This window comes from Micromonospora sp. WMMD735 (genome assembly GCF_049178995.1).
GTDB classification, from domain to species: Bacteria; Actinomycetota; Actinomycetes; order Mycobacteriales; family Micromonosporaceae; genus Micromonospora; species Micromonospora wenchangensis.
The window spans coordinates 6,957,711-6,977,153 of the sequence record NZ_JBMHMJ010000002.1; the positions used below are offsets into that span (position 1 = coordinate 6,957,711).

Annotated in this window: 21 protein-coding genes; 13 read left to right on the plus strand and 8 right to left on the minus strand. The window is 73.9% G+C overall.

Going from position 1 to position 19,443, the window contains the following annotated elements; all coding sequences use genetic code 11:
• Positions 1-53 precede the first annotated feature (53 nt).
• Positions 54-419, plus strand: coding sequence for a DoxX family protein (locus tag ACN268_RS30555; RefSeq protein WP_421486499.1), 366 nt, complete (start codon positions 54-56; stop codon positions 417-419).
• 57 nt (positions 420-476) lie between these two features.
• Positions 477-911, plus strand: coding sequence for a hypothetical protein (locus ACN268_RS30560; RefSeq protein WP_421486500.1), 435 nt, complete (start codon positions 477-479; stop codon positions 909-911).
• Here the strand turns inward: ACN268_RS30560 and ACN268_RS30565 are convergent.
• The gene (locus ACN268_RS30565) at positions 885-1,316 is read right to left on the minus strand and encodes an NUDIX domain-containing protein (RefSeq protein WP_421486501.1); all 432 of its coding nucleotides are present in this window, start codon (positions 1,314-1,316) and stop codon (positions 885-887) included. The two genes, ACN268_RS30560 and ACN268_RS30565, sit on opposite strands and share 27 nt — an antisense overlap.
• 101 nt (positions 1,317-1,417) lie before the next feature.
• On the opposite strand from ACN268_RS30565, the gene ACN268_RS30570 reads away from it, so the two are divergent.
• From ACN268_RS30570 to ACN268_RS30580, 3 genes are all read left to right on the plus strand, one after another.
• Positions 1,418-2,191: a phosphotransferase gene (locus tag ACN268_RS30570; RefSeq protein ID WP_421486502.1), complete on the plus strand. Its 774-nt coding sequence runs from the start codon at positions 1,418-1,420 to the stop codon at positions 2,189-2,191.
• A gap of 126 nt (positions 2,192-2,317) precedes the next feature.
• Positions 2,318-2,878 (plus strand): DinB family protein, encoded by a 561-nt coding sequence (locus ACN268_RS30575; protein WP_421486503.1) that lies wholly within the window; start codon positions 2,318-2,320, stop codon positions 2,876-2,878.
• 126 nt (positions 2,879-3,004) lie between these two features.
• On the plus strand, positions 3,005-3,346 hold the full coding sequence (locus tag ACN268_RS30580) for a hypothetical protein (protein ID WP_421486504.1): 342 nt from the start codon (positions 3,005-3,007) through the stop codon (positions 3,344-3,346).
• A gap of 93 nt (positions 3,347-3,439) precedes the next feature.
• Here ACN268_RS30580 and ACN268_RS30585 read toward each other — a convergent pair whose 3' ends face one another.
• Positions 3,440-4,294, minus strand: a complete 855-nt coding sequence (locus tag ACN268_RS30585) for an alpha/beta fold hydrolase (RefSeq protein ID WP_421486505.1) — start codon at positions 4,292-4,294, stop codon at positions 3,440-3,442.
• 56 nt (positions 4,295-4,350) lie between these two features.
• On the opposite strand from ACN268_RS30585, the gene ACN268_RS30590 reads away from it, so the two are divergent.
• The 3 genes from ACN268_RS30590 to ACN268_RS30600 all read left to right on the plus strand — a co-directional run bounded on the left by ACN268_RS30590 (position 4,351) and on the right by ACN268_RS30600 (position 7,407).
• Positions 4,351-5,019 carry a TetR/AcrR family transcriptional regulator gene (locus tag ACN268_RS30590; RefSeq protein WP_421486506.1) on the plus strand — a complete coding sequence of 223 codons (669 nt, stop codon included), beginning with the start codon at positions 4,351-4,353 and terminating at the stop codon, positions 5,017-5,019.
• A 72-nt stretch (positions 5,020-5,091) separates the two neighbouring features.
• Positions 5,092-6,357 carry a Bcr/CflA family efflux MFS transporter gene (locus tag ACN268_RS30595; protein ID WP_421486507.1) on the plus strand — a complete coding sequence of 422 codons (1,266 nt, stop codon included), beginning with the start codon at positions 5,092-5,094 and terminating at the stop codon, positions 6,355-6,357.
• Positions 6,358-6,420: 63 nt separating this feature from the next.
• Positions 6,421-7,407 carry a sporulation protein gene (locus ACN268_RS30600; protein ID WP_421486508.1) on the plus strand — a complete coding sequence of 329 codons (987 nt, stop codon included), beginning with the start codon at positions 6,421-6,423 and terminating at the stop codon, positions 7,405-7,407.
• A gap of 124 nt (positions 7,408-7,531) precedes the next feature.
• Here ACN268_RS30600 and ACN268_RS30605 read toward each other — a convergent pair whose 3' ends face one another.
• Positions 7,532-7,816 (minus strand): hypothetical protein, encoded by a 285-nt coding sequence (locus ACN268_RS30605; RefSeq protein ID WP_204924175.1) that lies wholly within the window; start codon positions 7,814-7,816, stop codon positions 7,532-7,534.
• A 415-nt stretch (positions 7,817-8,231) separates the two neighbouring features.
• Between ACN268_RS30605 and ACN268_RS30610 the strand changes: the two genes are divergently transcribed.
• A complete protein-coding gene (locus ACN268_RS30610) occupies positions 8,232-8,621 on the plus strand; it encodes a hypothetical protein (RefSeq protein WP_421487037.1) in 390 nt (129 codons plus the stop codon).
• Between the two features lie 70 nt (positions 8,622-8,691).
• Here ACN268_RS30610 and ACN268_RS30615 read toward each other — a convergent pair whose 3' ends face one another.
• On the minus strand, positions 8,692-11,052 hold the full coding sequence (locus ACN268_RS30615; protein ID WP_421486509.1) for a HelD family protein: 2,361 nt from the start codon (positions 11,050-11,052) through the stop codon (positions 8,692-8,694).
• Between the two features lie 195 nt (positions 11,053-11,247).
• Positions 11,248-12,387 (minus strand): LolA family protein, encoded by a 1,140-nt coding sequence (locus ACN268_RS30620; RefSeq protein WP_421486510.1) that lies wholly within the window; start codon positions 12,385-12,387, stop codon positions 11,248-11,250.
• Positions 12,388-12,482: 95 nt separating this feature from the next.
• On the opposite strand from ACN268_RS30620, the gene ACN268_RS30625 reads away from it, so the two are divergent.
• Together ACN268_RS30625 and ACN268_RS30630 are read left to right on the plus strand one after the other, a co-directional pair.
• Complete coding sequence (locus ACN268_RS30625) at positions 12,483-13,139, plus strand: response regulator transcription factor (protein ID WP_088642184.1); 657 nt, start codon at positions 12,483-12,485, stop codon at positions 13,137-13,139.
• Positions 13,140-13,180: 41 nt separating this feature from the next.
• Positions 13,181-14,656, plus strand: a complete 1,476-nt coding sequence (locus tag ACN268_RS30630; RefSeq protein ID WP_421487038.1) for a HAMP domain-containing sensor histidine kinase — start codon at positions 13,181-13,183, stop codon at positions 14,654-14,656.
• Between the two features lie 217 nt (positions 14,657-14,873).
• Here the strand turns inward: ACN268_RS30630 and ACN268_RS30635 are convergent, their stop codons facing one another.
• Together ACN268_RS30635 and ACN268_RS30640 are read right to left on the minus strand one after the other, a co-directional pair.
• Positions 14,874-16,862 (minus strand): tetratricopeptide repeat protein, encoded by a 1,989-nt coding sequence (locus ACN268_RS30635; RefSeq protein ID WP_421486511.1) that lies wholly within the window; start codon positions 16,860-16,862, stop codon positions 14,874-14,876.
• A 57-nt stretch (positions 16,863-16,919) separates the two neighbouring features.
• Entirely contained in the window at positions 16,920-17,381 is a 462-nt protein-coding gene (locus ACN268_RS30640; protein ID WP_421487039.1) for a MarR family winged helix-turn-helix transcriptional regulator, read from the minus strand.
• A gap of 50 nt (positions 17,382-17,431) precedes the next feature.
• On the opposite strand from ACN268_RS30640, the gene ACN268_RS30645 reads away from it, so the two are divergent.
• Together ACN268_RS30645 and ACN268_RS30650 are read left to right on the plus strand one after the other, a co-directional pair.
• Entirely contained in the window at positions 17,432-17,953 is a 522-nt protein-coding gene (locus ACN268_RS30645) for a VOC family protein (RefSeq protein ID WP_420118955.1), read from the plus strand.
• 24 nt (positions 17,954-17,977) lie between these two features.
• The gene (locus ACN268_RS30650; protein WP_421486512.1) at positions 17,978-18,883 is read left to right on the plus strand and encodes a hypothetical protein; all 906 of its coding nucleotides are present in this window, start codon (positions 17,978-17,980) and stop codon (positions 18,881-18,883) included.
• Here ACN268_RS30650 and ACN268_RS30655 read toward each other — a convergent pair.
• Entirely contained in the window at positions 18,843-19,373 is a 531-nt protein-coding gene (locus ACN268_RS30655) for a potassium channel family protein (protein WP_421486513.1), read from the minus strand. The genes ACN268_RS30650 and ACN268_RS30655 overlap by 41 nt on opposite strands.
• Positions 19,374-19,443 lie beyond the last annotated feature (70 nt).

The window sequence follows — 19,443 nt, forward strand, 5'->3', positions numbered from 1 at the left end:
ATGTGGCTAGTTCCTTCTCGTAACTATCGCGCTCGGAGTCGGAGGGGCCCGTCATGACACTCGCCTACTGGATCGTCGCCGCCCTGCTGGCCGTCTTCTATCTCTACGCCGGGGGCAAGAAGGTCGCGCAGAGCCGGGAGCAGTTGCAACCGATGATGGGCTGGGTCGACCGCGTACCCATGCCGTTGGTCCGGACCATCGGGGTGCTGGAGGTGCTCGGCGCGGCCGGCCTGATCCTGCCGCCGCTGACCGGGATCGCACCCTGGCTCGCGGTCGCGGCGGCCGTCGGGTTCGTCCTGATCCAGGTCGGCGGCATCGCGGTGCACCTGTCCCGGGGTGAGGCCCGCCAGATCGGGCTCAACATCGTCCTGCTGGTGACCGCCGCCGTCGCCACCTGGCTGGCCACCGTCTGGGTCTGAGCCGGACGAGGGTCGTCCGCTGGCCGACGCGCCGCCCGCACCGGGCAGAATGCCGGGATGGCACTCGACAGGTCCGGAAAACTGTGGCGCGGGGAGAACGTCGACGACCTCGCCGACTACCTCCGTTACTTCGCGGCCGGCGGCTACCCGGTCGCCACGGTGGTGGAGTCCCGGTGTGCCGGGTGCGACGGCCGTGCCTTCCGCGTCGACATCGACGAGGAGGAGGCGACCCGACGGACCTGCCTCGCCTGCGGCGCGGTCGCCTTCATCGGCGACAGCGCCGACTACTGGGACGAGGCGGGTCACGAGTCCTGCTCCTGCCCCTGCGGGGGTGAGCAGTTCGCCGTCGCGGTCGGCTACGCGCTCGGTGCCGACGGCGAGGTGCGCTGGATCAGCGTCGGCCTGCGGTGCCTCGACGACGGCACGCTCGGCGTCTACGCCGACACGAAGATCGACTACCTGCCGTCACGCCACCTCCTCGATCAGGCGTGAGGCGGGCGGCCGGTCGAGGGCGCGGAGCAGCGCCGGTAGGCCGCCGTGCACGAGGGGGAGGCCGCCCAGCTCGCTGAGCCCGACCCAGCCGAGGTCGTCATGCTCGTCGGGCGCGCGGTTGGTGGGGGAGCCGAGCCAGGCTCCGACGTGCCACACACCCACGCGTACGGCGTCCTCGCCGCTGCCGGACCGCAGCTCGCCCAGCCGGGAGCAGGACTCCGCGACGATCTCGACGCCGACCTCTTCGCACAGCTCACGGGCGAGGGCCTGGCGTTCGGACTCGCCCGCGTCGACGTGACCCCCGGGCAGATCCCACAGATCCGGGTACGCCAGGCGGGCCGGACTGCGGTGCACCAGCAGGACCGCGTCGTTCACCACGAGCGCCCCGCAGACGACGATGTGCATGCCGGGATTCGACCACAGGGGTGGGACAGTCGGGCCGTGGTCGGGTCCGGTCGTACCAAATTCAGTGTCGTCGGCGTCGTGACGCCCGGTATACCGGGCAGATGCGTGAAGAGGTGCTTCCCGGCGGTAACACCACGGGTGCCGTGTCGATCGATGGTGTCGTACACAAGCGGGCGTCGCGGTGGACGACCACCGTGCACGCGGTGCTGCGACATCTGGAGGATGCCGGGTTCGACGCCGCTCCCCGCGCCCTCGGCTTCGACGACCAGGGCCGCGAGATGCTCAGCTATCTGCCGGGGGAGACGATCGGCGGCCGGGAGCCCTGGCCCGACTGGGCGAGGGCCGACGCGATGCTCGTCCAGGTCGGCCGGTGGCTGCGCCGGGTCCACGACCTGACCGCCGACTTCACCCCGCCGCCCGACGAATGCTGGTTCGTCGGCCGCACGATGGGCCCCGGGCTGGTCGTCGGGCACCAGGACGCCTCCCCCTACAACGCGGTGGTGGACGGTGACCGGCTGGTCGGGTTCTGCGACTGGGACACCGCCGGCCCGTCGTCGCGGGAGTGGGACCTGGCGTTCTCCGCGCTGACCTGGGTGCCGCTGGCATCATCGCGCGACGGCAGCCCGTTGAGCGACGACGACCTGCGCGAGCGGGCCCGCCGGCTACGCCTGCTGCTCGACGCGTACGGCTACGAGGGTGACCGGGGTGGGTTCGCCGCTGCCGTACCGCAGCGGGCCCGGCGGCAGGCGGGCGTGATCCGTCACCTGGCCGACGCCGGGGATGCTGCGGCGACCGCGCTGCTGCCCATCGCGGCCCTGCTGGAGCGGTCCGCGACCGACGTCGAAGCCCTTCCGGCGACCTTCTGGATGCGGTGACCGCACTCGTGGGCGGAGACGCCACCACCAGCCATTCGCTCCTGCCGAGGTGAGCGCGTCGGCAACAACACGGACGCCCACGGAAACGGGTTTGGCAGGATTGCAGCCATCGGGAAGGGTGCACGCATGACCAGTCAGCGGCACGTCGGTTACCACGGCATGTGGGCGGAACCCGAAGCGGACCCCAGGTCCGCCGTCAGCCCTGAGGGCGAACTGGCGACCATCCGTGGTTACCTGTCCAATTACCGCCTGACGCTGGGCATGAAATGCGAAGACCTCTCACCGGAGCAGTTGGCCTCCCGGTCGGTGCCGCCGTCGACGATGAGCCTGCTCGGCCTGCTCCGCCACATGGCCGCCGTGGAGCACAACTGGTTCTACCGGATCCTGCAGGGCAACCTGGACGCGCCGCCGCTGCACTGGTCCACGGAGGAACCCGACCGGGACTTCGACGGTGCGGTGGCTGACCCGGACGTCGTGGACGATGCGTTCACCACCTGGCGAGAGCAGATCGCCATGGCTGACAGGTGGCTGGATTCGGTGACCGATCTCGGCACGATGGTCAGCATGGCCAACGGCGAGCAGGTCAGCGTCCGCGACATCCTGATCCATATGGTCGAGGAGTACGCGCGGCACTGTGGCCATGCGGACCTGCTCCGCGAATGCATCGATGGACGTACGGGCCAGTAGCCGCCGAGAGGGGTGCGCAACCCCGTGGATCGTCGCGGACGAGTTCTGGGCCGGTCGAAGGCGGAGGTGCGGCTACCGTGGTGAGGGGGCACTACGGGAGGAACGGGTTTGACCGAGGGTTGCACGGTGACGGTGTGCCGCGACTGTTGCTGCGGCAGCCGGACCAAGCATCCGACGGTCGATCACGGGGCGCAGCTCGACGGTCTACGAGAGGCTCTGGAGCCGGATCATCGGGTGCGGACCAGTCTGTGCCTGGACGTGTGCGCGCAGTCCAACGTGATGGTGGTGCAGCCCGGTCCGGCCGCGCGGCGTCACGGTGCGCGGCCGGTCTGGTTCGGGCTTGTCGCCGACGACGCCGTGGTGGCTGATCTGGTCGCCTGGGTTCGGGCCGGTGGTCCGGGTGTGGCGGCGTTGCCGGCCGTGCTGGAGTTGTCGGTGATCACGTCGCCGGTGCTCACCGGTCGGTGAGGGTGGGCGGGGTCGGCGTAACCGGCACCTCGGTGGGCCGACGCCGGCCCTGTCGCACGGCTGACGCCGGCCCGCCTGCCGTCCGCCGGCTGGTCAGGAGCGGGCCCGCTGCGAGGTGACCGGGGTGGTGAAGAACTCGGCCAGCGCGTCGACCAGGTGCTGCGGGGCCCGGTTGAGCGCGTCGTGACCGGCGCGCGGCACCACCAGCGTGCGGGCGTGCGGCAGCGCCCCGGCCAGCGCCTCGGTGATCGGCCGGTAGTAGGGCGGGCCGCTGCCGCCGCAGGCCAGCAGCACCTCGGCGGTGACGCCGGCCCACCGCTGCGGCGGGCTGTCGTGGTGCTGGATCAGCGCGCTCTCGTCCAGGGTGGACGGCAGCAGCTCGCCCATGCCGCGCCCGATCGGCGTACGCAGAAACAGCCGGCAGATGGCCACCTGGACGGCCAGTGGCAGGCGCGACGTGGCCGACTGGGTGTTGAGGCCGGCCCCGGTGATCGCCATGGCGCGGGCGATGTCGCCCGCGTGTGCCGCCGCGCGGGCGGCGGGCACCCAGTCGAGCGGGAACAGGCCGTTGACCTGGACTGCCGGGTCGTAGAGGGCGAGCCGGTCGATCGGCAGCCCTCGGGCGGCGGCGCGCAGGGCCACGAAGCCGCCGCCGCTGTGGCCGAGCACGTTGCCGACCCCGGTGGCGGTCAGCAGCGCGGCGAGGTCGTCGACGTCCTGCTCGCCGTCGTAGGGCTCGGCACGGGCCGCCGCGTCGTCGCGCCCGCGACGGTTGTAGAGGTGCACGGTGAACCGGTCGGCCAGCCGCAGGGCCAACCGGCGGTAGATGCCGATGGTGACGCCGCCGCCGTGCACCACGACGATGCCCGGCCCGCTGCCGGTGGAGTGGAGCACGATCTCGGCGTGGTCGGCCGCCGGTACCCGCTGCACGGTCCAGTGCTGTTCCATCTCGTCCTCCCCGACATCGAAACCGCGAACGGCGTTTGCAGTTTTAGAGTGTAGCGGTGACCTCACCCGACGAGCCAGCGCGTCCGCCGATCTGGTCCCGGCCCGCCCGGGGGCAGCGCGGCCCCGTGCCCTCGCACTCCCGGGACGAGATCGTGGCCGCCGCGATCGTGGTGGCCGACGCCGACGGCATCGGCGCGGTCTCCATGCGGGCGGTCGCCGCCGCGCTGCACACCGGTGCCGGCTCGCTCTACCGCTACCTGTCCTCCCGCGACGACCTGCTCGACCTGATGGTCGACCGGGCCGCGGGGGAGTTGCGCCCCTACCCGGAAGCCGGCGACGACTGGCTCGACACCATGCTGCGCCTCGCCCGGCGGCAACTCGACCTCTACCGGCGGCACCCCTGGCTGGTGGAGGTCCTGCCCCGGCCGACCGCCCCCGGCCCGCAGAGCCTGGCCTGGTTCGACCACTGCCTGGCCGTCCTGCGGCCGGTGCCGGCGGCGACCACCACCAAGTTCGAGGCGATCGCCATGATGACCGGGGTGACGTCGCTGTTCGCCCGGCAGGAGTCCGCCGCGCCGCCGGTCGGCTTCGCCGGCATCGACCTGGCGGCCTACCCGAACCTGGTCGCCGCCATGGCCGACCCGTCACCGTCCGCGCCCCGCGACCTCTTCGAAGCGACGGTACGCAGCGTCCTGCGTGGACTGCTCGTCGACGACGCCGGATAGGCCCGGACGCGCCTGATGGCGGCCCGACACCACAACCCTGCGCCCGCCCGGTCACGGGACTACGGTCCATGGGTGACACCACCGCAGGTGAAGACGCCGTCCAGGTCGCACCCACCCGGCCGGGCGGCGGGCAAACCCTCCATGGTCGCGCTGGTGCTGCTGACCGGTGTGGGGCCGTTCGCCACCGACGCGTACATCGCGGCCCTGCCCGAACTGCGGCGCTCCCTGGACACCAGCGCCACCATGGCGCAGTTGACGCTCACCGCTTTCATCATCGGTGTGGCCGCCGGTCAGCTCCTGCTCGGCCCGGTCAGCGACAGCCGGGGCCGGCGCGGCATCGTCCTGGTGAGCACCGTGAGTTTCGCCCTGCTGTCGCTGCTCTGCGCCGCCGCCCCGACCGCCGGGGTGCTGGTGCTCGCCCGGCTCGGGCAGGGGATCGCGGCCGGCACCGGGGTGGCGCTCGGCCGGGCGATGGTGACCGACGCGTGGCAGGGCGACCATGCCGCCGCCCGGTTCGGCAGCATCGCCTCGGTGACGTTTCTCGGCCCGGTGCTGGCACCGGCGGTCGGCGGGGTGATCCTCGACCACGGCACCTGGCGTACCGTCTTCCTCGCCCTCACCGGGCTGGGGGCGGCGATGGCGGTGGCCGCGCTGGTCGGCCTGCCGGAGACGCTGCCCGCGCACCGCCGGCACGGCGGTGGGCCGCACGCAGCGCTGGCCCGGATGACCGGGCTGCTGCGCGACCGGACGGTGCTCACCAACCTGGTCGTGCTCTGCCTGGCCATCGCCGGGTTCTTCACCTACATCGGCGGCTCGGCGTTCGTCTTCCAGACCGCCTACCGGGTGGACGAGTCCCGCTACACCCTCATCTTCGCCACCAACGCCGCCGGGATGGCCGCCGCCGGGCTGCTGTTCCGGGTGCTGGTCAGGCGGGTCGGTGCCGGCCGGCTGCGGGCCGCCGGGCTCGCCGCGTCCACGGTGGCCACCCTCGTACTGCTGGTCGTCGCCCTGGTCGACCGGCGGGCCGGGGGGCCGCTGGCCGTGCCGTGGACGCTGCTCGCCGTGGTGGTCGCCGGCATGGGCCTGACCCTCCCGGCCAGCACCGCGCTGGCCCAGGAGGCGGGCCGGCGTTCCGCCGGCACCACCGCCGCGCTCCAGGGTGGCCTGGGTTTCCTCGCCGGCGCGCTGGTCACGCCGCTCACCGGTCTCCTCGGGTACGCCACCCTGCTGCCCATGGCCTCGGCCATGGCGGTCTTCTTCGTGGCGGCCTGCGTGGTGCTGGTGCTGCTGGCCCGCCCCGGTGCGTCCTTTCAGGCACTTCACAGTCCTGGCGGTTAGGGTGCGCCGGGTAACCGTGCGTGCTCCACGGTGGAGTGCGCCGACCGTGAAGCGGGAGTTCCGATGGTCTTCAAGAAGATGCTGAGCGCGTTCGGGGTCGGCGGGCCCAGCGTCGACACCGTCCTGGCCAACCCGAACACCCGGCCCGGCCTGACCCTCGACGGCAACGTGAACCTGGTCGGCGGGGACGCCCCCGCCAACATCGAGCAGATCGGCATCGGCCTGGTCACCCGGGTCGAGATCGAGGGCGGCGACAGCGAGTACGCAGGCGTCATGGAGTTCCACCGGATGGTGGTCAGCGGCCCGCTCCAGCTCGCCCCCAAGCAGCAGCTCGCCATCCCGTTCCAGTTCCCGGTGCCGTGGGAGACCCCGATCACCGACGTCTACGGGCAGCGCCTGCACGGCATGACCATGGGGCTGCGGACCGAGCTGGCCATCGCCCGCGCGGTCGACAAGAGCGACCTCGACCAGGTCAACGTGCACCCGCTGCCGGTGCACGAGCGCATCCTCGGCGCGTTCCAGCAGCTCGGTTTCCGGTTCAAGCACGCCGACCTGGAGCGGGGACACATCCGGGGCTCGCAGCAGACGCTGCCGTTCTACCAGGAGATCGAGTTCTTCGCCGCGCCCCAGTACGCGCAGGTCATCTCCGAGGTGGAGCTGACCTTCGTGACCAGCCCGCACGGCGTCGAGGTGGTGCTGGAGTGCGACAAGCGGGGCGGCTTCCTCAGCTCCGGGCACGACGTGTTCGGCAGGTACACCGTCTCCCACGGCGACGTCGACCGGGTCGACTGGGCCCAGGTCGTCGACGGCTGGCTGCGCGAGACCACCGCCACGTACGGCAACCTGCGCGCCTCCTCCGGCTTCGGTGCCCCCGGCCACGGTTACCCGATGCACGGCCACGGCCACGGTCACCACGGCCGGGGGCCGGGGATGGGCGGCGTGGTGGCCGGCGCGGCACTCGGTGTCGCCGGTGGACTCGTCGCCGGTGAACTTCTCGACGACGCCTTCGAGGGCGACGACGACGGCGGCGACTTCGGCGACGACGAGTGAGCTGAGGATCGCGCCCGACACCGGCGGGCCGCCGTGCGGCGGCCGACGCGGACCAGCGATGGCCCCCGGGAGGAATCCCGGGGGCCATCGTGCTCAGCAGCTCACGCTGCTCGGGTCAGCCGTGTCAGCGACGACCCTTGCGCTCCGCGCCGGAACGCCGCGCCGAACCCGCCTTCGCCAGGCCCCGGCTCACCAGGTAGGCGCCGGTCAGGGCGGTCAGGAACCACCACGCCTGCGTCGGGTTGTTGATGTTCAGGCCGTTCGTGGTGGTGCCACGCCAGAAGGCGGAGATCACCACGACCGCGACGGCGGCGGCGTAGACCCAGAACTCGGTGGTCAGGAACGACTGCTTGGTCTCCGTACCCGGAGACGGCATCGCTTCCCGGTGCCCGTCGTGCATCATCGGCATCTGCCGGGTCTGGTCGTTCATCATGGCGTTGCGCTGGGCGGTGTCCTGCATCGGCCGGTTCATGGGCCTGGTGGATGCAGCCTGCGTGCTCATCTGGTCCTCCTCAGGATTTGATGAGTACCTGCACTCCCTCGCCCCGCTACCGCGGTCGGCCACGGCACGGTTCACCTGCTGTGGCGGGGGCACCCTGGGTCTACCCCCCGACCCGGAGCAGGTAACACCGGCCTCCGGCCGAAAATCCGCCACCCGCCGGGTCCGCAGCCCGGTGCCCCGACCGTGGTACGCGCCGCCCCGGCCGGCAGAAAGCGGTGGTGTCCGGCCGGGCCAAGGGCGGTGGTGTTTGGTGGTCGGGCCCCCGGGCACGCAGTGGGTTCCACCGACACCCTGTGAGGTGAGGAACGTGAGCGACGACAGGATGCGGGAGTCCACCCGCCAGGCCGAGGAACGGCTCACCGCCGGGGCGTACGGTCCCGGCGCCCTCGACGAGGTGACCGTGCCCCAGATCGACGTGACCCGGGCACTACAGGAGGACGACCCGGACGACGTGGCCGACGTGCCGGTCGACCCGGAGGTGCTGCGCGACGGCGGCCCCACCCGGGGTCAGGGCGCGGTCACCACCACCGGAGGCACCGCCGGGCCGGCCAGCGTCCGGCGGGTGGCCCGGCAACCCGAACGGCATCCGGGCACGGTGGCCCCGACCACCATCGGCGACGCCACCACCGGTGGCCTGAGCACCCCGACCGGCGGCCCGGTCAGCGACCAGTCCGCCAGCGCCGTCGAGATCGGCGACTTCTCCGACGACTGACGCCGGCCGCCGCCGACGCCCCGGCGGCCGGGTCGGAGGGGCCCGCCCCCCGACCCGGCCGCGCGGGCGGTCAGCCGGTCGGGCGCAGCACGCCCAGGCGTCGGGTGGCGCGGGTCAACGCGACGTAGAGGTCGCTGCGGCCCCGGGGCGACTCGGCGACGATCCCGTCCGGGTCGACCACCAGCACCGAGTCGAACTCCAGCCCCTTGGCCTGGCCGACGGTGAGCAGCACCACCCGGCTCTCCAACTCGGGCTGCTCGCCCACGGCCACCTCGGGCATCGCGGCCAGCACGACGCCCGCCAACTCGTCGGCCCGCCCGGCCGGCACGATCACCCCGAGTCGGCCGCCGCCGTCGCCGGGGTGGCCGTCCCCGTCGCCACCGGCGAGGTCGGCGGCCTCCGCACGGGCCGCCGCGACCAGTTCCGCGCCGAGCCGGCCCGCCGTGACAGTCCGGTCCCACGGCGGCACGCCGCTGTGGCGTACCGAGCGGGGCGGGCGTAGCTCCGGGTCGATCCCGGCGAGCACCTCGGCGGCCACCGCCATGATCTCGGCCGGGGTGCGGTAGCTGACGGTCAGCTCCTCCAGCCGCCAGCGCCGTGCCACGTACGGCTCCAGCGCCTCGCCCCAGGACGGGGTGCCGGCCAGCGCCCCGGTCTGCGCCACGTCCCCGACGATCGTCATCGACCGGCTCGGGCAGCGGCGCATCAGCAGCCGCCAGGCCATCGGGGTCAACTCCTGCGCCTCGTCCACGATCACGTGCCCGAACGCCCACCGTCGGTCGGCGGCGGCCCGCTGCGCGGTGGTCAGCCGGTCGGTCTCCTCCTGCCGTTCCAGCAGCCGATCGGCGTCGATCAGGTCGGTGACGCCGAGGATCTCACCGCCTTCGGCCTCGTCCTCGACGTCGATCGAGCGGGAACCCCTGGCGATCTCCAGCACGCCCTCGGCGTACTCGCGTTGGAAGGACCTGATGCGTTCCCGGCGGGCGGCGGCGGCCCGCTCGTCCTCGCCGAGCAGCTCGGCGGCCTCGTCGAGCAGCGGCACGTCGGCCGGCGTCCAGCCACCGCCGGGTGCGCGGTGCAGCAGGGCGCGTTCGTCGTCGGTGAGCATCGGCGCGGCGGCCGCGATCCGCTCGGGCGCGGCGTACAGGTCGGCGAGCAGCCGTTGCGGGGTGAGCACCGGCCACAACTCGTCCAGGACGGCGGTGATCTCCGGTTCCTCGCGCAGCTCCCGACGGATCTCGGCCCGGTCCGCCTCCTCCAGCAGGTTGTCCCCGCCGAGCGGGTCCGCCCCGATCCGCTCGGCGACCTGGTCGGCGAGGGCGTGCACGATCTCGATGTCGAACAGGGCGCGGGCCAGGTTGTGCGGTCGGTCGCTACGCCGGACCCGGTCACGGGCCTGGCGTACCGTCTCCGGGTCCAGTCGCAGCACCTCCCGCTGGGGCAGTTCGATCTCGATCGGCTCGTCCGGCACCCACTGCCGGTCGCGGACGGCGGCGGCGAGCACCTCGGCCAGCACCGCCCGGCCCTTGAGGGCGGCGGTCCGGGCCGGTTCGGTGCGCCGGGCGCTGACCCCGGGGAACAGGTCGCCGGGGGTGCTGAGCAGCACACCCGTCTCGGCCAACGTCGGCAGCACCTGCGAGATGTAGCGCAGGAACGTCGCGTTCGGCCCGACCAGCAGCACGCCCCGGGTGGAGAGCTGCTGCCGGTGGGTGTAGAGCAGGTACGCGGCGCGGTGCAGCGCGACCGCCGTCTTGCCGGTGCCGGGGCCGCCCTGCACGACCAGCACGCCGGGCAGGTCGGCCCGGATGATCCGGTCCTGTTCGGCCTGGATGGTCTCCACGATGTCCCGCATCCGGCCGGTCCGGCCGGCGCTGAGCGCGGCGAGCAGCGACGCCTCACCGGTCAGTTCCTCGTGGCCGGTGGGGGAGGCGGTCTCGATGTCCAGCACCTCGTCGTTGAGGCCGGTGACCTTCCGCTCCCGGGTGCGCAGGTGCCGCCGCATCCGGATGCCCTGCGGGTTGGCGGCGGTGGCGAGATAGAACGGCCGGGCGGCGGGGGCACGCCAGTCCATCAGCAGCGGGTCGTAGTCGCCCTCGGTGTCGAAGATGCCGATCCGGCCGATGTAGTGCCGGCCGCCGTCGGCCCCGTCGAGCCGGCCGAAGGCCAGCCCCTGCTCGACCGCCGAGAACTGCTCGACCTGGTCGGCGTACATCTGGACGGCGCTGTCGCGCTGGGAGCGGTCCTGCTGGGTGCCGCCGCCACCGGCGCGCAGCTCGTCGGTGAGCCGCCGGGCGGCCTGCTCACGCATGGCGTCCAGCCGGCCGTAGAGCATCGAGACGTACTCCTGCTCGCGGCCGATCTCGTCGTCGTGTTGTCGCAGCTCGTCCGGGTGCGTTGACAAGCCGTCTCCTCGTCGCTTAGAATCACGCATGGAATGGCTCTTCAGCCGTTCCTTTTTGCATTTCGGGAACTGTTCAAGATACCGCCTGCGGCGGCCCCCACCAAGCCTGCCGGACACGACTCCGAGCCCACGCCGGACACGACTCCGAACCCATGCCGGACACGGCGACGGGGGCCCGCGTCGGCTCGCGCCGACCCGGACCCCCGAGGGTCGTGACGTGCGGGATCAGCCCCGCGCCGCCTCGTACAGCCGCTCCGGCGTCACCAGACCGGCGAGCACCCGCCCGTCATCGGTGAGCAGCACGCTGAACAGCTTCCCGGCGAACAACCGACCGCTGCCCCAGTCCCCGCTGACCTTCGGCAACCCGTTGAGCAGGTCGAGGGCCTGCGCCGCGCCGGGGCCGTCGGCCGGTCCCGGCTTCGCCGCGTCACCGGCCGGCGTCCGCGCCACGTCCGCCGCGCCGGTCCGCGCCACCAGCACGGTGGTCCAGCCCGTCCCCACGGTACGCAGACCCGCGTCCCCGGCCCCCGGACGCTGCGCGCCCGGCTTGCCCTCCTTGCGGTGCGGACCGGCCTTCGACCCCGGCCGGCCGGTGGTCTCCTCGGACACCTTCACCCCGGGCGGCGGGTTGAAGGTGAACTGGTCGGCGTCGGGACGACGGTAGTCGACCTGGGTGAAGGCCACCTCGAACGCCGGCCGGTCGGCCCCGTCGGCGAGCACCTCGAACCGCAGCGGCACGTGCTCCGTCGCGTCGATGGCGATCCGCACCTGGTGCACCAGGGACGCCTCGTCACGGGGGGTGAGCACCAGCTCGTACGCGTCCCGACCGGCGACCGTGGCCGACCGGCCGGTGGTCACCAGCGTGCTCGGGTCGACGGCGGCCAACGCCTGCTCGGCGGCGTCCTTCGGGGTGACCGGCAACGCGCCCTCCGCCGCCCGCCCGGTCGACTCCGGCAGCGTCCGGTGCGTCGCCGTGTTGGCCTTGCTGTCCCAGGTCCACACGTCCCGACCGGAACGGATGACGTCCCGCTCGCCCAGGGTGTCGAGCAACGCGACCCGCTGCCGGTCCGGCCCCGAGTACCAGACCCGCAGGGTGTGCGTGCCGGTGAGCAGCGCGGCGTCCCCGCCGGCCAGCCCGGCCAGCGGCGGCAGCCCGAGGTCGGCCCGCTGCACCACCGTGCCGGACAACCCGTCCAGCCGGGCGGTCTGCAGGTCGACGAGGAGTTGGGCGGCGCTGCGCGGCGGCAGGGCCGGCTCGGCGTTCGCGGCGAACGTGCCGATCGCGGCACCCCCACCGACGACGGTGACCGCGGCGGTCAGCGGCACCAGCCACCGCAGGGTGGAACGGTTCTTCAGTACGGACATGAGCGCACCTCCTGCGACCATCCTGCCGGTTCGCTGCTGTGAGCCCGCTGAGGACGGCGTGCCGGTCCGTCGCGTCGAGGTGGCACGCTGGGACGATGCGGGTGCTGGTGGTGGAGGACGAGGCCCGGCTGGCGGCGGCGTTGCAACGTGGCCTCACAGCCGAGGGGTTCGTGGTGGACACGGCCGGCACCGGCCCGGCGGGGCTGGACGCCGCCCGGCACGGCGGCTACGACGCGATGATCCTCGACGTGATGCTCCCCGGCCTGTCCGGCTACGAGGTGGTCCGCCGGCTGCGCGCCGACGAGCACTGGCTGCCGGTGCTGATGCTCTCCGCCAAGGACGGCGAGTACGACCAGGCCGACGGGCTGGACTGCGGAGCGGACGACTACCTGACCAAACCCTTCTCGTACGTGGTGCTGGTGGCCCGGCTGCGGGCGCTGCTGCGCCGGGGCGCACCGGAACGGCCGACCGTGCTCGCCGTCGGGGACCTGCGGCTGGACCCGGCCCGCCGCCGGGTCACGAAGGCCGACGCCGAGGTGGTGCTCACCGCCCGGGAGTTCGCGCTGCTCGAATACCTGATCCGCCGCCCCGGCGAGGTGATCTCCAAGACCGAACTGCTCGACCACGTCTGGGACGCCAGCCTGCGGACCGCCCCGAACGCCGTCGAGGTGTACGTCGGCTACCTGCGCCGCAAGATCGGCCGGGACCGGTTGGAGACCGTCCGGGGCGCCGGCTACCGGCTGATCCCGTGAGCCGGCTGCGCTGGTCGGCGCTCGGGCTGCGCGCCCGGCTGATGGTGCTCGGCGTGGCCGGCCTGTCGGTCGGGCTGGCCCTCGGCGGGGTGGTGCTGCTGGTGGCGCTCGGCTGGACGCTGCAACGCACCGTCGACGAGGAGGCGTTCCGCACCGCCGACGCGGTCGCCCGACTGGCCGGGGAGAACGCCCTGCCCGATCCGCTGCCGGTGGCCGGTGGGCAGCTACGGGTCCAGGTGGTCGACTCCGCCGGGCGGATCCGGGCCGCCTCCATCGACGCCGACCGGCTGGTGCCGATGGTCCGCCCCGACCAGCTCACCGGCACCGGCCGGCAGCGCACCGTGGTACCCGGCCAACGGCTCGGCTGGGAGGGGCCGGTACGCGTGGTGGCGGTACCCGCCCGGTCGGCGGGGGAGCCGGTGACCGTGCTGGTGGGCCGCTCCACGGTGGACGTCAGGCACGCCACCCAGGCCGCCCGTACGGTGCTACTGGTCGCCTTCCCGCTGCTGGTGGGGCTGCTCGCGGTGGTCGCCTGGCGGGTGGTCGGGGCCACCCTGCGCCCGGTCGAGGCGCTACGCAGCGGGGCCGCCGAGATCACCGGGCGGGACGCGGCCGGCCGGCTGCCCGTACCCGCCTCCCAGGACGAGATCCACCGGCTGGCGGTCACCCTCAACGACATGCTGGACCGGTTGGCGGCGGCCCGCGCCCGGCAACGGTCGTTCCTCGCCGACGCGGCACACGAACTGCGCAGCCCGTTGACGAACATGCGTACCGAACTGGAGGTGGCCCAGCGCCTCGGTGACCGTACCGACTGGCCTGCCGTCGCCGCCGACCTGCTCACCGACACCGAACGGCTGGGCCGGCTCGTCGACGACCTGCTCCTGCTCGCCCGCCTCGACGAGGAGCCGGCACACCAGGTCGACCACCTCCGCGCGGCGGAGCCGGTGGAGCTGGGTGCCCTGCTCACCGAGGTCGCCGCCCGCTGGCCCGGCCCGACCGCCGGGACTGTCGGGTCGCCGGAGGCCGCCGTCGTCGCGGGTACGGCCGGGCCGCGGGAGGCCACCGTCGTGGGGGCGGGTGAGTCGCCGGAGGGCGCCGTCGTCGGGGCGGGTCGGGCGGTGTCGCCGGAGGTGACCGTCGTCGCGGCGGCGGGTGCGGTGTGGACCGTCGGTGTGCCCGACGAACTGCGGCGGGTGCTGGGGAACCTGGTCGACAACGCCGTCCGGCACGCCCGTACCCGGGTGGTGCTGGCGGTCCAACCGGCGGCCGACGGGACGTACCACCTGGTGACGGTGACCGACGACGGACCGGGAATCCCGGTCGCGGACCGGGAGCGGGTGTTCCGCCGGTTCGCCCGGCTGGACGAGGGGCGGGCCCGGGACGCGGGCGGTGCCGGACTCGGCCTGGCCATCGTGCGCGAGCTGGTACGCCGGGGCGGCGGCACCGTCACCCTCGACGACGCCCACCCCGGCCTGACCGTCCGACTCCACCTGCCGGTCCTACCCGACCCCGACTGACCCACCTCCCGCCGTGCCTGCCACCCGCCCGTGGTCCCCGCCCGCGCGAGCGCGGCAGCCCGCCCCGGCGTGCCCCGCCCCGGCGTGCCCCGGCCGCCTGCGGTGATCAAGAGGTTTGCGTCGGGAATTCCGCCGGGGGTGACGCAAACCTCTTGATCAACATCGGTGGGCGTCGCGGCGCGGGGCGGGGGCGACGGGGCCGGTGGGCAGGGGTGGGTCAGCGGCGGGTGGTGCAGACGCGTTTGGCTCGGGCCACCACGTCGGTGGACCAGACGACGGCGACGGTGAAGCAGTAGTTGGTGGTGCGGTCCAGGCCGTGCACGACGAAGCTGTCGGTGCCGGGTGGGAGGGTCTGGAAGGGGCGCGGGTCCTGCCCGGCCTGGGCGGCGGAGAGCACCACCGGGCCCTCGCTGCCGGCCGGGTACGTCCAGGTCAGGGTGATGCCGTCGGGTCGGTCCCGCAGCGTCACCCGCCCCGGTGGGGTGCCCGGCGAGGCGGGCGGGCCGGCGTTCGGCGTGGCGGCGGTCGGGGCGGCCTCGCTCGGAGCGGCGGGCGGCGGCGCGTCGGAGCCGCCCACCTGGGACACCCCGGCGATCACCGCGACCGCACCCAGCAGCACCACGGCCACCCCGGCGGCCACCAGCGGTACGGCACCCGGGCGGCGGCGGGGCGGGGCGTGCCGGCGCGGCACCAGTACGGGCAGCAACCGTGACGGGTCCACCGGTGGCTCGCTGGGCGTGACCCGGCGTACCCCGGCCGCCTCCTCGTCCCGGCGGCTCTGCGACAGCGGCGGGGCGTAGGGGGTGTCCCGCCATTCGCCGGTCGTGGAACCGGTCGTCCCGGCCGCGGCCGGCTCGGGCGGCCAGCGTCCGTCGTCGTCGATCCGGCCCGACCCTGGCGCATACCCCGGCCCACCGGGATGACCGGGTCCACCGGGATGACCGGGCCTGCCGAAATCACCCGGCTCGGTCGGATGACCCGCGCCCGCCGGATAGCCCGACTCGACCGGGCGGCCCGGCGCCGGGTGAGCTGAGGTCGGATGACCGGAGGCCGGGTAGCCGCTGCCGCCCGGATAGCCGGTATCGCCCGGGTAGCCGACATCGTCCGGACCGCCACCGGCCCGGTAGCCGTCCCCGCCGGGCTGGCCGTCCCAGGGGCCGTAGCCGGTGCCGGCCGGATAGCCGCTGTCGGTGGGATAGCCGGTGCCGGCGGAATACCCGCCACCTGCCGCGGTGCCGGCCGCGCCGAAGCGGCCGGGTGTGCCGAACCGGTCAGGGGGATCGAACCGGTCGGGGGCGCCGTAGGGGTCGGCGGGACCGGGACGGCCGGCGTCCGGCGGGTAGCCGGTGTCGTCGGCGGGCATCCGCTGGCCGGGCACCGTCGGCGGGTACTGATCGTCGGGTGGCACCGGGCCGGCCGACCAGCCGGGCAGGTCGGGCGGCCCCTCGGCGGGCGGCGGGGTGCGGGCGGCCGGCACCACCGGCGTACCGCGCTCGGGGCTGGGCTCGTCGTCGCAGACGTGGTCGGGGTCGGCGGCGGCGCGGGCCAGGGCGGCCACCTGCCGGGCGAGCGGGTCGTCGGGAGCCAGGTGCTCACGGGCCAGCTCGCGGGCGAGGGCGAGGTTGTCGTGCGCCTCGTCGAACCGGCCGCAGTCGCGTTGCATGGCACCGAGTCGGGCGAGCATCTTGATGCCACTGGCGTGGCCGTCGCCGTACACCTCGCGGTGCAGCTCCCAGGCGTCCTGGAGGCGTTCACGGGCCTCGGAGCACTGGCCCCGGGCATACTCCACGGTGGCCAGGTCGGCGTGCGCGGCGAGCACCCGCAGCGACTCGGGACCGTCGTGGGCGGTCAGCTCCAGGATCACCTCGGAGTAGAGCCGGGCGGCGCGGGCGTCGCTGCCGACCCGGTGCAGCACCGCCGCCAGGGTGGCCGCCGCCGAGATGGTCCGCTGGTCGGAGATGCCGTACAAGCGGCTCGACGCCGCGTACGCGAAGGCGGCCCAGCCGCGTGCGGAGTGGGGTTCGCCGAGGGTGACCAGCAGTCGGGCCTGGAGCCCGGCGGCCTCGGCCAGCTCGGGGGAGGCATGATCGGGGCGGGGGTCCGCGTCGGTCAGCGCATCGGCCAGCAGTCGCTGGGCACCGGCCAGGTCGCCGGCGGACACCAGGTGCTGCGCCTGGAGGGTCAGTTCACCGAAGCCGGAAGACACGCCCCATCGTGCTTGGCCGGCAACGGTTAGTACAACCCTTGCCGGTCGGCAACTTGGTCAAGAACCGGTCAGGTGGGCGACCAGCGTCTCGCTGATCCGGCGCAACTGGTCGACCTGGGCGGGGCTGAGCGCGTCGAACAGGTGCCGGCGTACCCCCTCGACGTGGCCGGGCGCGGCGGCGGCGAGCGCCGCGAAACCGGCGTCGGTGAGCACGGCGACCTGCCCGCGCCGGTCGGTGGGGCAGTCCTCGCGGCATACCCAACCGGTGGTCTCCAGCCGGGCGACGGCGTGCGAGAGCCGGCTGCGCGAGGAGCCGGTGAGGTCGGCCAGCTCGCTCATCCGCAGCCGCCGGTCGGGCACCTCGGAGAGCCGGACCAGGATCTCGTAGTAGGCGTGCGGCATCCCGGCGTCGTGTTGCAGCTCGCGGTCGAGGGTGTCGGTCAGCGCCCGGGTGGCGGTCAGGAAGGCGCGCCAGGTCTGCTGCTCGTCGGGGTCCAGCCAGCGGGTCATGACGACCATCATAACCGGAATAGTTGAACGCTCAACAAAATCGCGCTAGCGTGGTGGACATGGGAATCCATCGCCTCAACCACGCCGTGCTCTACGTCTCCGACCTGCGTCGCAGCATCGACTTCTACCGCGACGTGCTGGGCTTCCGCCCGGTGCCGATGACCCCGGACGGGTTCCGGGGCGCGGCCTTCCTCCAGGCCCCCGACTCGACCAACGACCACGACCTCGGTCTGTTCGAGATCGGCACGAACGCCGGCCGCTCGCAGGCCGGCCGGGCCACCGTCGGCCTCTACCACCTGGCCTGGGAGCTGGACACCCTCGACGAGCTGGCCGCCACCGCCCAGCGGCTGGCCGCCGCCGACGCCCTGGTCGGCACCTCCGACCACGGCACCACCAAGAGCCTCTACGGCCGTGACCCCGACGGGCTGGAGTTCGAGATCGTCTGGATCGTCCCGGCCGACCAGCTCGACGAGGACACCCTCGCCGCCCGCAAGCGGATCGGCCGGCTCGACCTCGACCGCGAACGGGCCCGCTACGGCGGACAGACCCGGGGCGGGGTGGGGATCTCCGTCCCGGCCTGAACGGCCGTACGGTAGAACGACAGCATGTCGATCGACGCCGTCCTGGGCGGACTGCTCGTCCGTCAGCTCGAGCACTGGCTGCCGGGGGCCCTGCACCGCTCCCGGCGGGCCACCCTCGCCCTGGCGTACACCGGTGACCCCGGCACCGCCGAGGCGGCCCTGCGGGTGGTGGCCGGCTTCGCCGACCGGCTCCGGGGCCGCCGGCTCACCGTGCTGGTGCTCGCCGACGGCGGCCCCGAGCTGCCCGCCCGGCTCGGCGTCGTCGAGGCCGGCCTGCCCGGCGACGTGGCCGTGCACGTGGTGCCCGGCGATCCGGCCCGGCTGCCGGTGGTGCTCAAGGCGGCCGGAGCGGCCGGCGCACCACTGCTCACCGTGGTCGACGGTGCGGCACCGACGCCGGCGCTGCTGGCCGCCACGACCACCGGCCGCCCGGCCGAGGTGCTGCTCACCGGCACCGGCCCCAGCCTGCGGCCGGCCCTGACCGCCGCCGGGTTTCCCCTGGTCGCCGAGGTCGAGCTGGTCCCCGCCGACGGGACGCCGGCCCCCCTGGTCGCCTTCGGCACCGGCCTGGACAAGAGCCTGGAGGCGTTCAAGGACGCGCTCTGGGCCACCGACGCCGCCGGAGCCGACGGCGTCGCCGTCCATTACCGGGACCCGGCCGGTGGCCTGCTCGACGTGGTGGCGGAACCGCCCACCGGCCCGCTGCGCGACGAACTGCTCGCCGAGCTGACCCGCCACGGCCCGCGTACGGTGACCGAGCTGCGCCGGCACGCGCTGACCGCGACCGCCTACCGGGCCGGGGACGCCGGGCGGGCGCTGACCGGGCTGCTGGACGCAGGCCTGGTCACCCGGGACCCGGAGCACGGGCGGCTCGGCGGGGACGTGCTGATCAGCGCAGACCCCGCCCCGGCCGCCCGGTCAACTGCCTGACCACGATGGACGCCCCGGTGGCGATCACCCCGATGCTGAACACCATCTGCACGCAGACGATCGCCTTGGCGAGCTGCCCCTGGGCGTGCACGTCGCCGTAGCCGACCGTGGTGAGGGTGGTCAGGGCGAAATAGAGCGCGTCCAAGCGGGTGTGCAGCCCCGAGAACTGCCCCGGCCCGCTGCCGGCCACCACGTAGTCGGCGACCGCGAACGCGAGCAGCCCCGCGACCAGCGCCACCACCAGCCGGCTCAACGAGCGGACCTCGTCCCCGCCGACCGGGGCGCGGGCCCCCAACTGGCGGCCCACCCGACGGGTGACCAGGACGGTGACCACGCCGATCAACAGCAGGGTGCCGACCGCGCGCAGGGTCAGCCGCAGCCCGTTCGGATCGGGCTCCAACGGAATCAGGAAGTAGCTGACCACCAGCAGGACGCAGGCGGCCAGGGTGTGCCGTCGCATCCGCGCCCAGGTTCCGTCGTCGCTCGCCATGCGGCGATTCTGCGCCGTCGGGACCGCCCCGATCCGGGGAACGCCGAACCCGGCAGGCGGCGGTACGGGG

What these genes read in the sequence shown, in the direction of transcription:
- ACN268_RS30555 (WP_421486499.1), top strand. Translation starts at nt 54, where the DNA reads ATGACACTCGCCTACTGGATCGTCGCCGCCCTGCTGGCCGTCTTCTAT.
- ACN268_RS30560 (WP_421486500.1), top strand. Translation starts at nt 477, where the DNA reads ATGGCACTCGACAGGTCCGGAAAACTGTGGCGCGGGGAGAACGTCGAC.
- ACN268_RS30565 (WP_421486501.1), bottom strand. Translation starts at nt 1,316, where the DNA reads ATGCACATCGTCGTCTGCGGGGCGCTCGTGGTGAACGACGCGGTCCTG.
- ACN268_RS30570 (WP_421486502.1), top strand. Translation starts at nt 1,418, where the DNA reads ATGCGTGAAGAGGTGCTTCCCGGCGGTAACACCACGGGTGCCGTGTCG.
- ACN268_RS30575 (WP_421486503.1), top strand. Translation starts at nt 2,318, where the DNA reads ATGACCAGTCAGCGGCACGTCGGTTACCACGGCATGTGGGCGGAACCC.
- ACN268_RS30585 (WP_421486505.1), bottom strand. Translation starts at nt 4,294, where the DNA reads ATGGAACAGCACTGGACCGTGCAGCGGGTACCGGCGGCCGACCACGCC.
- ACN268_RS30600 (WP_421486508.1), top strand. Translation starts at nt 6,421, where the DNA reads ATGGTCTTCAAGAAGATGCTGAGCGCGTTCGGGGTCGGCGGGCCCAGC.
- ACN268_RS30605 (WP_204924175.1), bottom strand. Translation starts at nt 7,816, where the DNA reads ATGCCGATGATGCACGACGGGCACCGGGAAGCGATGCCGTCTCCGGGT.
- ACN268_RS30610 (WP_421487037.1), top strand. Translation starts at nt 8,232, where the DNA reads ATGCGGGAGTCCACCCGCCAGGCCGAGGAACGGCTCACCGCCGGGGCG.
- ACN268_RS30615 (WP_421486509.1), bottom strand. Translation starts at nt 11,052, where the DNA reads ATGCGTGATTCTAAGCGACGAGGAGACGGCTTGTCAACGCACCCGGAC.
- ACN268_RS30620 (WP_421486510.1), bottom strand. Translation starts at nt 12,387, where the DNA reads ATGTCCGTACTGAAGAACCGTTCCACCCTGCGGTGGCTGGTGCCGCTG.
- ACN268_RS30625 (WP_088642184.1), top strand. Translation starts at nt 12,483, where the DNA reads ATGCGGGTGCTGGTGGTGGAGGACGAGGCCCGGCTGGCGGCGGCGTTG.
- ACN268_RS30630 (WP_421487038.1), top strand. Translation starts at nt 13,181, where the DNA reads ATGGTGCTCGGCGTGGCCGGCCTGTCGGTCGGGCTGGCCCTCGGCGGG.
- ACN268_RS30640 (WP_421487039.1), bottom strand. Translation starts at nt 17,381, where the DNA reads ATGGTCGTCATGACCCGCTGGCTGGACCCCGACGAGCAGCAGACCTGG.
- ACN268_RS30645 (WP_420118955.1), top strand. Translation starts at nt 17,432, where the DNA reads ATGGGAATCCATCGCCTCAACCACGCCGTGCTCTACGTCTCCGACCTG.
- ACN268_RS30650 (WP_421486512.1), top strand. Translation starts at nt 17,978, where the DNA reads ATGTCGATCGACGCCGTCCTGGGCGGACTGCTCGTCCGTCAGCTCGAG.
- ACN268_RS30655 (WP_421486513.1), bottom strand. Translation starts at nt 19,373, where the DNA reads ATGGCGAGCGACGACGGAACCTGGGCGCGGATGCGACGGCACACCCTG.